Genomic DNA, 13767 nt, shown 5'->3' on the forward strand with positions numbered 1-13767 from the left:
GTTCTAAGGTCGTACCTAAATTTAAAAAGCCACTCCCGATGCCACAAGGGCCACGATCAAAAGCACCAAAATGGCGACAATGATGAAAAACCCTTTTATAGTGATTCCGTTCTTTTGAAAGATGTACGACTCCTTTGGGTCGTGGGCTTCCTTGGCCAATTCGGTCTCCTCCTTCTCTACTTTTTTATCCTCTACTTTATTTTCCATACTTATTTTCCTTTTTTTCGATTTGTCAATAGCCTATTCAAACGATGGAAAACCCTTTGAATATTCAGGTTTTAGCCCTCGATTTGTTTCAATATACAGCGATTTTTTGCTTTAAAAAGCGCTTTTACCAAAACGGTCAAACTAATAATCGATTGAGCCCAAAGCCGATATACGATTTGGGATATCTTTAAACTGAACTGTATAGACAACCCTTTTTCACCCACGGACCGATGACCAAAGCGAAATTATTAAGCCAACTATTAAAAGCTCCCGAATTGGCCATCGAAAACCTCGACTTGGTCTATGTAGACCACGGTAAGCTGTCGATATCCCGGCTTCGAAAGGGAGAGGGGTTTACCTATGTATACAATCAAAAGCCCCTTACCGACCCCAAGGAACTGAAGCGCATTACAAGCCTTGTTTTACCACCTGCATGGGAAGACGTACAGATTACCCACCTATCCAATGGCCACCTTCAAGCCGTAGGCAAAGACCTTAAAAAAAGGAAGCAATACCGCTACCACCCGACTTGGGTAAAAATCAGAAAGCAGACCAAGTTTTATAAAATGGCCCTATTCGGAAAAAAGTTGCCGGTCATCAGGGCCCAGGTAGAAAAAGACCTCTCGTTAAAAGAATGGTCAAAGGCCAAAGTGGTGGCCCTGATCATAAAGTTGATGGATGAAACCCACATACGCATCGGCAACGAGCAGTATGCCAAACGCAACAAATCGTACGGACTTTCTACCATGCGCAAAAAACATATTGAAGTTTTTAAAAACAATATCAAGTTCGAGTTCGTGGGAAAAAAAGGCAAGAAGCACTCGGTTACGGTACGCAACAAAAAATTAATGCGCCTTATCAGTCGTTGTGAAGACATACCGGGTTGGGAACTTTTTCAGTATTACGATGAAGCGGGCAAAAAACAATCGGTAGACAGTGCTATGGTCAATGAATACCTGCACGAGATCAGCGGTGAGTTTTTTACCGCCAAGGATTTTAGGACTTGGGCCGCTTCGGTGGTTTTTTTCGATACCCTTTTAGACCTGGGCCTAGCGGAAACCCAAAAGGAAACCCCAAAAAACCTGCTCATGGGTTTTGATGCCGCCGCTGCGGCCCTAGGTAATACCAGAAATGTATGTCGCAAATATTACGTGCATCCGGTTTTGCCTACTTCCTATGAAGACGGGTCCATAAAAAAATACTTCGACAAGACCCATAAAAGCGATTCTCAATCGGAACATTTTTCCACTTCCGAAATGGTCATACTCGAACTCTTTGAACAGTACACTCCCCAATTTTAACACGGATCTTTATTTTACTTCACATTGAATTACAAATAGATACCCTTTGAACGCCGCATTTACGGATTGCATCAAGAATTGATTTTTTCAGGTAAAGGCCCGCAAGAACATCTCCTTAATTTTACTATCAGTTAACAAGATGTCATGCGGCACACATCCCCCAGAAACAAGTTGCCGTTCATTTAAACAGATACTATTATGAGCACATATAGCGAAGAAGTACAGACTAAATTGAATAACATATTGGAGAAAACGTACGATGCGGAAAAAGGCTTTAAAAAAGCGGCCGAACACGCCAAGAGCACGGATTTAAAAACCTTTTTTAAGCGCAAGGCCGATGAACGTTATAGCTTCGGTCACGATTTAAAAACGGAGATTGTACGTTACGGACAAGATTTTGAAAAGGGCGGAAGCACCGCTGGAGCTATGCACCGCAGCTGGATGGATGTAAAAGCTTGGTTTAGCGCAGACAATGACGAAGCCATGCTAGAGGAAGCCATTACCGGTGAAAAGGCGGCTATAGACGAGTACAAGGAAGTATTGAAGGAAGTTTCCCTGCCTACCTCGACCACTACGCTACTCACCCAGCAGATGAACAAGATCAGTACCGATCTAAACAATATCAAAAGAGTGGAAGACGCGCTATAAGCGTGGTAAAGACCAAAATAAAAAGGGATGCGTTTGTATCCCTTTTTTACATTTTACAAACCATTGATAAGCTAGACATGTACAACAAATTATCTATCAGGGCAGACCGGGAGCGGATCGAGCAAGCCTATGGTGCCCACTTTCGATTTCCCGACATCTATAAGCCCCGACCTATTGTAAACGGACTCGAGGAGAGTACCGTTCCCATAATTACCTCAAGGCAGCAAAAAACCATTATCACCTCTATTTGGGGCCTATTGCCCAAGAAATTCCAAGGCGATTGGGCCGTATTTCAAAAACACGTAAATACCCTTTCGGTACCTTGGACTTCCTTATACTCAAAACCGTGGTATGCCCAGACCGAAGAAACGGAAAGATGCCTTTTGATCGTAACGGGCTTTTTCACCACTTTCGTTCATGAAGGCGAACCCCTCTTTTTCCATATGGCCCAAGAATCGGGCAAACCCTTTTGTCTTGCCGGAATTTGCAACGAACTCGAAGACGGCTTTGTCACCAGCGCCCTCATCACCCGAAAGGCCTACGGCTCATTTTCCGAAGTACATAACATCGATGATCAAATGCCGGTTTTGATACCGGATCATCAACGCAGGGAATGGCTGGAAGATAAGATATCGGTGAACGAAGTAGACCTATCGGCTACCCTCACATTGACCGCCGAAGCGGTTGCTGAAGATTATCTTTACGACATGCATTCCGATGCCTATGGCGACCTCCCCCATTTAAAGGAAGAAGATTTTCTGCCGACTTCCCTAAGCGAGCTGTTGTACCAGAACAACATTTACCTAGACGAGAACTAAGTCCTACCCCCTTGTATTTAAGCGTAGTACGCCCCACACCCTTGTTGTTTTAAGGCAAAATCAAAATTTATAGTGTCAACCCGAACGGTGACTATCCCCCATCTTTGTATCATAGAAGTCGGATAAGTACGACACTAAGAATTACTAATCTAAAACCACATATTATGTTACGCTGGACAGTCACTTTTGTAATACTGGCAATCATTGCCGCTATATTCGGATTTGGAGGAATCGCAGCTGGAGCTGCAAGCATCGCCAAAGTCTTGTTCTTTATTTTTCTCATCCTTTTCGTGATCTCTTTGTTCACTGGAAAGAAGACCGTATAACCTATATTAATCTATAAAATCGAAACATATGAAACGTACACTATATATCATGCTAATGATCATAATGACCACATCTTTCACTACCCTGACAAGTTGCAGGGAAGAGCATAAAGATACCGGTGATAAGATAGAGGATGCCATTGACGATACAGGAGATGCCATTGAAGAAGGCGCCGAAGATGTTGAAGACGGTATCGAAGATGCTGTAGACGACAATTAGAATAAGTTTGGTTGGTTGTTAAAGCGGGAGCTCTCCCTTGGGGAGGCTCCCGCTTTTTTTGGGTCTTGCCCAAATAGTATTTCCGAGGATCATTTAACCGACACCTATATTATCACAGTCGACAAGGGCTCCGAAAAACTAAGTGAATACAACGGTAATCAAAAAAATCTTCAATTTGCACTTTTCCTTCCCATCGAAAATTAAATAGCTTAATTTTTAAAATAAAGTACATATCTTTCCTATTCATAAAATTCATTGACCGTTACCCTATGACTCTCTTTGTGAAATATGATTTTAACCTGGCATGCAAGACACTTTTAAAGGAACATCTTGATGCTTTTGGTATTTCATACACCTTGGGCAGTCTGGGGGAAGTCCATATAAAAGGGAAGCTTCCCGAAGAACAAAGACAAGCGCTCGCCAGTTCGTTAAAGCGATACGGAATTGAAATCTTAGACGACCAAAAGATTACCTTGGTGGAACGGATCAAAAATGCCATTGACGAACTCTTAAAGGACGAAAAGCTAAAATCCGTCAAAGTATCCTCGTATTTGGCCGACACCTTAAATTATTCCTATGCCCATCTCTCCTCCATTTTTTCGGAGAGTACCTATACTTCCATTGAAAATTACATTATTTTGCGCAAAGTAGACCTCGCCAAGGAACTGATCTGTAATACGGACCTGACCCTTACGGAAATTGCCTTTCAATTGAATTATAGCAGTGTGGCCCATTTATCTGGGCAGTTTAAAAAGACCACCGGCCTTACCCCTAGCACATTTCAAAGGATTATGGCGAAAAAGACGAATTATACGACCCCTTCGGGAACTTAAATTTTACCCATGAGCAACAAACTGTTAAACATTGTACTTGCCGATGATGATGAAGATGATAGAATGCTTTTCAGTGAAGCCATTGAAGAAATCGCCATCAAGACCCAATTGACCTGCTTCAAGCACGGACAGGAATTGATGGAGCATTTGAACACGCCCAATATCACATTGCCCAACCTCATCTTCCTTGACCTCAACATGCCTATCAAAAACGGCATGCAATGCCTTAAGGAAATCAAAAGCAATCCGGCCTTGCGAGACCTTTGCATTGCCATATATTCAACTTCTTCCTCTGAAAAAGATATCGAGGAAACCTTTTTAAATGGGGCAAATATTTATCTGAATAAGCCCAACAACTTTGTTAAATTGCAAGATTCGGTTGAACGTATATTGCAGCTTAATTGGCAGTACCATACGTCAAACCTAAACAAAGATACTTTTCTGTTCCGCATATAGACTTTATGGATTTCAAACGAATATATCAATCTTCAAAGACCTACATTGTATTACTGATTATCTCCTTCGCCATCATTTTATTTACGGCGAACATGGCCTATTATCAGATCATGCGTATGCAAGACCTTGCGGAAAAGGTGGCCCACACCCTTCAGGTGAACAATGCCATAAGTGAGCTCAGCGCCCATTATACCCAAGCCGAGTCTGAGGAGTTTAGAAAGCAGTTGAAAACCGTAGATACGAATGATGCCCTTTTCAATAGCTATAAGGAAGACGGCACCAAGATACTCGACACCCTAAAAAAATTGACCGCCAGCGATTCATCGCAGCAGATTAGGTTGGCCCCGATGCAATTGCTTCTAGATACGCTGTACGAAGACCTTTATAATTTGTCGAAAGAACCTACGGCAAATTCCGACACCCTGAGTTTGGAGGATGCCGAAAAATTGCAAAAGAACAACATCAACTTTACCCTTTATCGTATTCGGAACATCAAGAACCAAATGCTGGCCGAAGAGCGTTTGTCCATAAAGAATGCCCGAAGTGAATACGACACCAATAAATACCTGGCCCCGCTAACATCGCTCTTCTTGGCTTTCTTTGCTTTATTGGTCTTTGTCTTGGCCTTCTTTAAAATTTACCGGAACAAATTGCGCATTCGCAGGTCAGAAGGTTTTCTGCGTAGCGTTTTGGCCACCACCGATAACATCGTCAATTATTACGAACCCATATTCGATACCCAGAAAAAAATAATCGATTTTAAGATCAGCTTTGCCAACGAATGCAACCGCGACTACCTAGGGCTCGACCCAGATGAAATCATAGGCGAGCGCATTTCAAAGGTTTTTCCGTTTCTAATGTTGAACGGCGAATTCGAAAAACTGGTAACCTGTTACACCGAGAAAAAAAAGATAACGCTCGACCGACAAATTTTGGGCCCTAACCAACGACTATGGTTTAAATCGATCATTACCCCACTGGCCGATGGCATTATGGTTACCGCACGCAATTCAACCGCCGAAGAAAAAGCAAAGGAAGAGCAGTTACTGCTCAACCAACAGCTGGAAGAACAAAACCTAGAGTTGTTGGATCACCGGGCCTTTCTCAACAATATCTTTAAAAGCATCTCCCATGTGGTCATGAACTTTGAATCGGTAAGGGATGGTTCCGGCGCCATAATCGATTTTAAAATACTGTTCATCAACGATAAGATTACCCCGATTACGGGAGACCTGCCCCAGGAAATCATCAACAAGAACATTTCGAGCGTCTTCCCTACCATATTTGAAACGGAAATCTTCGGCTATCTAAAAGAGGTAGTCAACTCGGGAAAACCGACTTCCTACGAAGTACCCTATGAGGTAGACGGAAAGACCAAATGGTTCAGTGCCCGGGCCATTAAACTAGGCGATGGCATTACGCTTACCACCCGGGAGATTACCGAAGAAAAGGAAAAGACCGACGAACTGCTGCACCTGAACACACAGTTAGAGACCCAGAATTCCATTTTTATCGATGCGGAAAACGTTGCCAATATCGGTAGTTACATTTGGTATCTCGATAACGGTGAAGCTACCATATCCGACAACTTCTATCGCATTTTGGGCTATGAGCCCAATGCCTTTAAAATCAACTACGACAGCTACCGTAAGTTTGTTCATCCCGATGACCGCGAGATGTACGACCAATTGGGCAAGGAAACCTCGGAACACGGCCAATCACAGGTAAACGGCTACCGCATCATCACCAAGCAGGGCGATATAAAACACATTGAACTGAACGGGCGTAGTATGATCCGAAACGGAAGAAAAGCCTCGGTGGGGGTCGTTCTCGACGTAACCGAAGAAAAAGAAAAAACAAATCGGGTGGCGGCGCTCAACCAAGAACTCTCCATTCAGAACTCCATACTTACCGATGCCGAGCGCATTGCCAAAATTGGAAGTTTTATATGGCACGTAGGCACCGATGAAATTGAAATCTCCGATAACTTTTATCGTATGATAGGTTTTGAGCCCAAAGGTTTTAAATCGTCATTAAAGGCGTTTCGTAAGTTCATCCATCCCGAAGATGTAAAGATCTTCGACGAAAACATCGAAAATTCAACAAAGGAACTAAAGGTCAAGGAACACCGGTACCGTATTATCACCACCGAGGGAGAAGTAAAACATTTTGAAGTCAACGGACAATTGATCGAGAAAAACAATACGTCGGTCATGCTAGGGGTGGCCCAAGATATTACCCAAAACATCGCGGCCGAAGAAAAACTACGGGCGAGCAACCTACAATTACAACATTCCAATGCCGAACTGGAATCGTTCAACCGGGTAGCCAGCCACGACCTTCAGGAGCCCTTGCGAAAGACACAGATGTTCATATCGCGCCTAGAGAGCACCGAGGCCGAAAACCTATCAGAAAAGGGACGCATTTACTTTCAAAAAGTTGTCAATGCCGCCTCGCGTATGCAATCGCTCGTATTGAACCTGCTCACCTACTCCCGCATCGATTCAAAACATGAGGATTTCGACCTCATCGACCTTAACGAAGTGCTGAAAAAAGTAAAAGAAGACCTTTCCTCCAATATCACCGATACCGGCGCCCTGATCAAGAGCGAAGACCTCCCCTCCATAAAAGGGGTGTCGTACCAGTTGGAACAACTCTTCAACAACCTCATCTCAAATGCCCTTAAATATAGGGCCGTCGAGGCGGTCCCCACTATTACCATTCAGGCCGAAAAAGTACATTCCAAACAAATTCCCGAGAATTTCTTTAAGACGGCCAACACCTATTATAAGATTACCGTAATCGACAACGGTATCGGCTTCTCTTCCGAACACGCTGAAAAAATATTCGAAGTATTTCAGCGACTCCACCAAAAATCGGAATATTCGGGTACGGGAATCGGACTCGCCATTTGTAAAAAGATTATTGAAAATCACCATGGCTTTATCTATGCCACTAGTGAACTAGGTAAAGGTTCCGCCTTTGTTTTTTACCTTCCGGCCTAACCCGTAAGCTCCCATTTTTTGTTTTCCACCCCGGCCTACATATCTCCTTACTTGACTTAAAACCGAGTAAGGACGACACTCCCTACCCTTCGTTTTAGACCATTTTAACGCATTTTTTGACCAAAACCCACAATTGTATAACACAATGCAGTAATTGTGTAAGAGGCTAGGCTCCCTCTCATCCGATATTTGTAACAGTTAAACAATTGAACTGGTCCTTATGAAAAATTTAATGGAAAAAGTATCCGAACAACTGGCCAAAGTAGGCCGCGTACGATCGATTCATGAGTTCTCCGCTAATGGAGCAACATCCGACCATTTCAATATGGGGGCATCCCGAACGGAACAACACCCCCAAGGATAATCAATTTCAACCAAAAGAAATTAACAACCTTAAAAAAGAACACTATGACAACTATCACCTTATCATCCGCAGCTATTAAAAATATGTTCGAACAACTTCACCATAACTTTGGGGGGTCGCTTTCGGTAAACGTAAAAGAACATATCCTAACCCTTGACAATGAGCTAGGACGAGGACACATTAGGGGAATTACCTTTAAAGGAGGAATTTCTTACCTAGAATTCGATATGGAATTTTCGGAAGACGTAACCTTAAGAACCGGCACGGACAAGAACGCCCCTATATGCTTTGCTTACTGCTCCGAAGGACGTATCGAGCACAGTTTTAACAACGAGAGCGAAAGACATACCTTGGAGAATTTCCAAACCGGAATATTGACCAATGAGAGCAATGCCGTAAATACCTTATACTTTAGAAAGGATGTTCGGGTCAACACCTCATTGATCGTTGTTAAGACCGTTGGGGCCGAACAGACCGAAAAACGAAACGGATTGAACTATAGGCTTCAAGAACGTATCTTAAAGGGAAAGACCGCAGAGAACACCATCTATATCGGTTCGTACAACCTAAAGATTGCCGATCAAATCAAACAATTGAAAGCCATTAAGCAACAGGGCATCGTGCGCAGCCTTCTTATAGAGGGATTGGTACATATGATTTTGGCCCTAGAGGTCCAACAACACACGGACGACCTTAAGAACCAAGAGAACCAGACCGGAAGCCTGAACACCAGGGAAATGGAATCGGTGAGGGAGATTTCCAGTTTTGTACACAACTATCCCGAGAGACAACTGTCCATTGCAGAGCTTTGTCGTAAATCAGGACTCTCACCTTGTAAATTGCAAGAAGGTTTTAAACTCATGCACGGTACTACGGTAACCGACTACATCCGCGAGGTACGGATCATAAAAGCCGAAGAGCTGATCAAAAACACCGACCTCAACATTTCAGAGGTGGTCTACAGCATTGGTTTTACCAGCCGTAGCTACTTCTCTAAAATTTTCAGGAACAAATACAACTGTAGCCCTAAACAATACAAAGACAAGCAAAACATGATGGCCGTATCGGCATAATAAATTCGCTTATATAGTTTGGTTGTTGATAAGAACCGGCACATAACGTGCCGGTTTTTTTATGCATAACAACCCTAGGCTTACTTTAGGCAATGGGAAACTTAAGGTAATACTCCCTTATATCAAGAGGTGTGCCCCAAAGGAAGATAGATAAAGTGAAATATAGCCGTATAACGATGTGATGCCCTCTTTCGGGGGCCATGCCACACGGCCTATTATCAAAATAGATTCACAGAATTAAAAATGGGGATGGCCAAGAAATGGACTAAGCGTCGTTTATGGCCTTTTTGTTGAGTCGGGTTTCGGCCAGTTTCTCTAAAACGTTATCGGCATCGTACTCTTCGTTCAAGGTTTCTTGCAAGGTCTTTGCGATTTGTCGGTAGCCCAATTCCTTGGCGAAGCGCACCACGGTACCATAACCGGAAATCTCATAGTGCTGTACCCTTTGGATTTCCGCGATCAAGCCAACGTCCATGAGCTCATCGCCCTCGGCCTGCCCAATAAACTGTTTCGTTTCCTTGATCAGTCCTTTCATCGCCTGGCACGTTTCACCACTTGGCGTAATGTTCAATTCGCGGCAAATATTTTCAATTCTGCTCTTTTGCTCCTTGGTTTCCTCCAAATGGTTTTCGAAAGCCTGCTTCAACCGCTTGTCATTAGCGTGTTCCACTATATCGGGAAGTGCCGCCAACAATTGGATTTCGGCACTGTACAAATCTTTAAGTTTATGCTCGAATAAGTCGTTCAACGTCTTCATATTCCTTCTCTTTTCAAATTAATACTACTTATTTGCAAGCCTAAAAATAAGCAAGGTAGCCATAGAAAATTGACCTGATTAAAGAAAAAAGTGCTGTAATACAACCAGGTCACCCCGTTCCTATTCCCTACTTTTTTAGGGATAAAGAATATATTTTTCAGGTCAACAAATACCTCATTTCCATAGTACATTGCCTATGAACCTAAAAACAACATCATGGAAGTTAAAGAAGCACAAAAAGCCGAAATAGGTATAAAAAAATCAAACCGTGAGGCTGTAGTCAAAATGCTCCGTCAGTTATTGGCCGATGAATTTTTACTCTATACCAAGACCCGCAATGCCCACTGGAACGTTGAGGGCATAGATTTTCACACCAAGCACGTATTCTTTGAAGAAGAGTACGGAAAACTGGAAACCTTTATGGACGAGGTAGCCGAGCGTATCCGCATGCTAGGGTTTTATTCCCCGGGCACATTAAAAGAATTTTTAGAGTTGTCAAATTTAGATGAGAACAAGCCCGACCAAACCGACAGCGCCAGCTTTATGACCGTATTGCTGAAAGACCACGACAAGGTCATCAAATTCATCAGGGAAAGTATTGGCGATAATGCCGAGGCCCATAACGACGAAGGTACCGCGGATTTCATTACAGGAATCCTCCAGGCCCACGAACAAATGGCTTGGATGCTAAGGGCCTCCTTAAAACAGTTCGATTAAAACCGATCAATCCACAAACAAAGAACGGCGATAATATCGCCGTTTTTTATGTTTTTACAACCCATACCTTACCTAGTATCCGGGGGCATGGTAATCAAGACCTTCATCCGTTTCCAAAACAATATGGCCGTCTTATTGGAATGTACCGACAAATCGGCCAATAGCAGTAAATTTCTCTTGAACTGTTCGTACTCGTTCTTATTGAGCTCGTTATCGTCTATGGGATAGTAGACCATTCCCCAGTTCGGGAAATTCCGTTCTTCCGTTTCGCCTTCCGACAACAGGTAAACACCGGTATGCCGAGAATCTTGTTTGATATTTTCAAAAAGCGCTTGCACTTTTTCCTTTTCCCCTTCTAAGATTTGAATAAACTTTCGCTTGTAGAAAATGAGGCAACCTGTCAATCCATTGTCCTTATTAAAATTTATAGCCGTCTCTAAGATGGCTTCGATGTCGGCACTTGAAAGCCCTTTGATCGCTTTTGACTCGTAAGTAAGTGTATACATTTCTAAAATAGAATGGGGATGATTATTTTGCCCATGACCCTAGTCCATGGTACAAAGCAAATTCTATTGCTCCTTGCCCTCGTTTCCATTTCTAAATAAAAACTTCACAAACAGCATGCATGAAGATAGCAAAAGTAATTACAAATTACCAGATACGAACGTAAAACCCGTAAAAAACAGTACTACCACAGCTTACCCTTTGGGAGGAATACCTAAAACGGATACCCTATGGCAAAATTAAATATAAGATTATTGCTGCCCCCATCGATGAAGGGCGTACGCAAACGTTCCCCCTCGGGCCAATAGGGCACCTGCAAGGGCGAAGCAAAATCGAAGCGGATGACAAAGCTCTGTATATCTACCCTGAGTCCGAAGCCCAAACCAATACCCAGCTCCTTCATCCAATCGGAACCGAACTTGCCTTCGGTGGCCAGACGCTGGTTAAAGGCTATACTTTCGGCCGATTCGTCCTCGTCTACCTCCACCTCATTGGTCAACCAGACATTCCCCGCATCAACAAAAAAAGCACCCTTTAAATACGACCATATCGGAAAACGGTATTCAAGATTGGCCTCTAAGCGCAGGTTTCCCGATTGATCAAAAAACGAACTGTTCCCATCTTCATCACTGCTAAAGGTTCCGGGACCCAAGGATCGGATCTGAAAGGCACGAACGCTATAGGGCCCTCCCGAGAAAAACTGTTTTACAAAAGGAAGGGTCGAAGAATTACCGTATGGAATACCCCATCCGGCATAAACGCGACTTACCAAGGCGCTCTCCTTGCCCCATTTGAGGTAGTACCGAAAATCGATATCGGCCTTGGCATACTGTGCGTATTCCAAACCGAAAGCCGTGCTCTTCCCCCCGTTCAAAAGGCTCAGGGTATTGCCCGCCACATCTAAGCTTGTGGACAAATAAATAGGATGGTCCTTATTTTCATCGACCAGCTCGTTATAGCTAAAGGTATAGGTGAGACCGGCGATGAACTGTTGTTCAAAACTGCTGCTCAAAAACGGATTTTTCTCTAAGATCGCATCGAACTCCGCCGTGGTGTTCGAAAGATTGACATAGGTAATATTAATGGGATTCAACTCGTGGAACACAAAGCGGTTGGCCTTCCAAGTATAGCCAAAAGAGCCATTAAACGAGGTCAAGGTATAAAGTTGGCTCCGCTTAAGGAAATCGCCCCCCAAACTGATCTTGGTCTTAGGTACCGCATAGTTAAAACGACTGGGAGAAAAAGGCAGGAGCCTCGGCAATAGTAAATTGGCCTTTAACCCGCCCGCTATACTGCTTAAACCGGAATTCTGGGATCCCGATAGCTGGGTTTCATACGAAAAATCACCCGTTAGGCTAAAAGTCTCCCCTCCTTTAAAAACATTCCGATTGTTGTAGGTCAGGGCTATACCCGGCCCGGCAAAGCCATTTGATTTGGTCACCGCTTGAAGTTCTGCCCTCACCGAGCGTTTGGTCAAGGGCGAGAGAAAAATATCGGCCGTAAGCGAGCCCTTTCCGTCTGCGGAAACCGTATCGTTTTCGTTAAATCGTATGTTTACGAACTTGTAACTTCCCAAATCGGAAAGTCGGTTACTTGTCAATCTTGCCGTTTCCGCATTGTACTCCTGCCCTTTTTCAAAAAGGATGTAGGGCTCCAAGCGCTTGGGCTTAAAGAATTCTTCCTCCTGAACAAAATAGATACCGTTCTCTTCGGTCGTTGCCCATGGTTTGGGCAGACTGTCGTTTTCAATCGAATAATTAGGATAGACCGCAATGGAATCGATCGTATACGGAATCACCGATTTTTGTGGCGTTCCCTTCTTTAAGCGCAGGAACAGATCGAATTTTCTCTGGTCATAGCGATTGGTGTCGGCCTCAAAAATCAAAAAATCAGGGTTAAAATTATAATATCCCCGGCCTTTGAGAACCCCGTCTATGCGTTCCCGTTCGTACTTCAGCAGTTCAAGATCGAAACGTTCGCCCGCCTTTAGCCGTGTACCGGCCATGGCCTTCTCCAATTCCCCATAAATCGCCAAGGAATCTTTGTCGATTTTCCACTGCTGTAAGGTATAGGGTTTTGACAATTTGGCCGAATAGGCCACAGAGGCATAGTCTCGGGTACTGTCAATGGCCGACGACACCTTGCTATAGAAAAACCCTCGATTATCGAGCCTATTGCGCATAAGTTCCGTTATACGCTGGGGATCCACGTCACTGAGGTAGACGGGTTCTTCCCCGAACTTTTTATTGAGCCATTTGTTTAAAAATCCCGGTTTTTTGCGCTGAGACTTATAATGGTAATACAGGCCCAGGCGCATCCCCAAAACCGTAGCGTTCGGCTCGGGCCTGAGCAAGGTATGTAACTCTTGCGTTACGGCCTTCTTCGCACCCTTGCCCCCATCCGTAACCACGTCGACCTCGGCTCCCTTGTACAGGGTTTCATCCCCAGGTATGTACTTGCGCACGCTACAGGCGGTCAGGCCCGATAGAAAGAGCAGTAAAAAAAAGCGTGAAATAAAGGGCGTTCTCCACTTCATAT

Annotated in this window: 15 protein-coding genes; 11 read left to right on the forward strand and 4 right to left on the reverse strand. The window is 43.8% G+C overall.

From position 1 onward, the window contains the following. Positions 1-21 precede the first annotated feature (21 nt). Positions 22-207: a hypothetical protein gene (locus B4Q04_RS00500; protein WP_013992447.1), complete on the reverse strand. Its 186-nt coding sequence runs from the start codon at positions 205-207 to the stop codon at positions 22-24. 230 nt (positions 208-437) lie between these two features. On the opposite strand from B4Q04_RS00500, the gene B4Q04_RS00505 reads away from it, so the two are divergent. The 10 genes from B4Q04_RS00505 to B4Q04_RS00550 all read left to right on the forward strand — a co-directional run bounded on the left by B4Q04_RS00505 (position 438) and on the right by B4Q04_RS00550 (position 9251). After that, complete coding sequence (locus tag B4Q04_RS00505; RefSeq protein ID WP_088695685.1) at positions 438-1508, forward strand: DNA topoisomerase IB; 1071 nt, start codon at positions 438-440, stop codon at positions 1506-1508. A 198-nt stretch (positions 1509-1706) separates the two neighbouring features. After that, the gene (locus B4Q04_RS00510) at positions 1707-2156 is read left to right on the forward strand and encodes a ferritin-like domain-containing protein (protein WP_013992450.1); all 450 of its coding nucleotides are present in this window, start codon (positions 1707-1709) and stop codon (positions 2154-2156) included. A 77-nt stretch (positions 2157-2233) separates the two neighbouring features. Next, positions 2234-2974 (forward strand): SOS response-associated peptidase family protein, encoded by a 741-nt coding sequence (locus B4Q04_RS00515; protein WP_123772311.1) that lies wholly within the window; start codon positions 2234-2236, stop codon positions 2972-2974. 164 nt (positions 2975-3138) lie between these two features. Then, the gene (locus B4Q04_RS00520) at positions 3139-3300 is read left to right on the forward strand and encodes a DUF1328 family protein (RefSeq protein WP_013992452.1); all 162 of its coding nucleotides are present in this window, start codon (positions 3139-3141) and stop codon (positions 3298-3300) included. A gap of 28 nt (positions 3301-3328) precedes the next feature. Beyond that, complete coding sequence (locus B4Q04_RS00525) at positions 3329-3520, forward strand: hypothetical protein (RefSeq protein WP_013992453.1); 192 nt, start codon at positions 3329-3331, stop codon at positions 3518-3520. A 269-nt stretch (positions 3521-3789) separates the two neighbouring features. Beyond that, the gene (locus B4Q04_RS00535) at positions 3790-4353 is read left to right on the forward strand and encodes a helix-turn-helix domain-containing protein (RefSeq protein WP_013992454.1); all 564 of its coding nucleotides are present in this window, start codon (positions 3790-3792) and stop codon (positions 4351-4353) included. Between the two features lie 9 nt (positions 4354-4362). Continuing rightward, positions 4363-4809 carry a response regulator gene (locus B4Q04_RS00540; RefSeq protein WP_088695687.1) on the forward strand — a complete coding sequence of 149 codons (447 nt, stop codon included), beginning with the start codon at positions 4363-4365 and terminating at the stop codon, positions 4807-4809. 5 nt (positions 4810-4814) lie between these two features. Next, positions 4815-7814, forward strand: coding sequence for a PAS domain-containing protein (locus B4Q04_RS00545; protein WP_123772312.1), 3000 nt, complete (start codon positions 4815-4817; stop codon positions 7812-7814). Positions 7815-8034: 220 nt separating this feature from the next. Beyond that, a complete protein-coding gene (locus B4Q04_RS22630) occupies positions 8035-8178 on the forward strand; it encodes a hypothetical protein (RefSeq protein ID WP_158499718.1) in 144 nt (47 codons plus the stop codon). A gap of 44 nt (positions 8179-8222) precedes the next feature. Beyond that, positions 8223-9251, forward strand: a complete 1029-nt coding sequence (locus B4Q04_RS00550) for a helix-turn-helix domain-containing protein (RefSeq protein WP_013992458.1) — start codon at positions 8223-8225, stop codon at positions 9249-9251. Between the two features lie 265 nt (positions 9252-9516). Here the strand turns inward: B4Q04_RS00550 and B4Q04_RS00555 are convergent, their stop codons facing one another. Next, complete coding sequence (locus tag B4Q04_RS00555) at positions 9517-10008, reverse strand: ferritin-like domain-containing protein (protein WP_013992459.1); 492 nt, start codon at positions 10006-10008, stop codon at positions 9517-9519. Between the two features lie 216 nt (positions 10009-10224). On the opposite strand from B4Q04_RS00555, the gene B4Q04_RS00565 reads away from it, so the two are divergent. Beyond that, entirely contained in the window at positions 10225-10725 is a 501-nt protein-coding gene (locus B4Q04_RS00565) for a Dps family protein (RefSeq protein WP_088695688.1), read from the forward strand. Positions 10726-10793: 68 nt separating this feature from the next. On the opposite strand, the gene B4Q04_RS00570 is transcribed toward B4Q04_RS00565, so the two are convergent. After that, positions 10794-11231, reverse strand: a complete 438-nt coding sequence (locus tag B4Q04_RS00570) for a BLUF domain-containing protein (protein ID WP_013992462.1) — start codon at positions 11229-11231, stop codon at positions 10794-10796. 212 nt (positions 11232-11443) lie between these two features. Further along, positions 11444-13765, reverse strand: a complete 2322-nt coding sequence (locus B4Q04_RS00580; protein WP_088695690.1) for a BamA/TamA family outer membrane protein — start codon at positions 13763-13765, stop codon at positions 11444-11446. Positions 13766-13767 lie beyond the last annotated feature (2 nt).

Origin of the sequence: Zobellia sp. OII3 (assembly GCF_002211465.1) — a bacterium.
In the GTDB taxonomy this organism is placed as follows: Bacteria; Bacteroidota; Bacteroidia; order Flavobacteriales; family Flavobacteriaceae; genus Zobellia; species Zobellia galactanivorans.

Bases quoted from the DNA above. Each gene is read 5' to 3' on its own strand.
- B4Q04_RS00535 (WP_013992454.1), top strand. From the start codon at position 3,790: ATGACTCTCTTTGTGAAATATGATTTTAACCTGGCATGCAAGACACTT.
- B4Q04_RS00500 (WP_013992447.1), bottom strand. From the start codon at position 207: ATGGAAAATAAAGTAGAGGATAAAAAAGTAGAGAAGGAGGAGACCGAA.
- B4Q04_RS00510 (WP_013992450.1), top strand. From the start codon at position 1,707: ATGAGCACATATAGCGAAGAAGTACAGACTAAATTGAATAACATATTG.
- B4Q04_RS00515 (WP_123772311.1), top strand. From the start codon at position 2,234: ATGTACAACAAATTATCTATCAGGGCAGACCGGGAGCGGATCGAGCAA.
- B4Q04_RS00555 (WP_013992459.1), bottom strand. From the start codon at position 10,008: ATGAAGACGTTGAACGACTTATTCGAGCATAAACTTAAAGATTTGTAC.
- B4Q04_RS00550 (WP_013992458.1), top strand. From the start codon at position 8,223: ATGACAACTATCACCTTATCATCCGCAGCTATTAAAAATATGTTCGAA.
- B4Q04_RS22630 (WP_158499718.1), top strand. From the start codon at position 8,035: ATGAAAAATTTAATGGAAAAAGTATCCGAACAACTGGCCAAAGTAGGC.
- B4Q04_RS00565 (WP_088695688.1), top strand. From the start codon at position 10,225: ATGGAAGTTAAAGAAGCACAAAAAGCCGAAATAGGTATAAAAAAATCA.
- B4Q04_RS00580 (WP_088695690.1), bottom strand. From the start codon at position 13,765: ATGAAGTGGAGAACGCCCTTTATTTCACGCTTTTTTTTACTGCTCTTT.
- B4Q04_RS00525 (WP_013992453.1), top strand. From the start codon at position 3,329: ATGAAACGTACACTATATATCATGCTAATGATCATAATGACCACATCT.
- B4Q04_RS00540 (WP_088695687.1), top strand. From the start codon at position 4,363: ATGAGCAACAAACTGTTAAACATTGTACTTGCCGATGATGATGAAGAT.
- B4Q04_RS00520 (WP_013992452.1), top strand. From the start codon at position 3,139: ATGTTACGCTGGACAGTCACTTTTGTAATACTGGCAATCATTGCCGCT.
- B4Q04_RS00505 (WP_088695685.1), top strand. From the start codon at position 438: ATGACCAAAGCGAAATTATTAAGCCAACTATTAAAAGCTCCCGAATTG.
- B4Q04_RS00545 (WP_123772312.1), top strand. From the start codon at position 4,815: ATGGATTTCAAACGAATATATCAATCTTCAAAGACCTACATTGTATTA.
- B4Q04_RS00570 (WP_013992462.1), bottom strand. From the start codon at position 11,231: ATGTATACACTTACTTACGAGTCAAAAGCGATCAAAGGGCTTTCAAGT.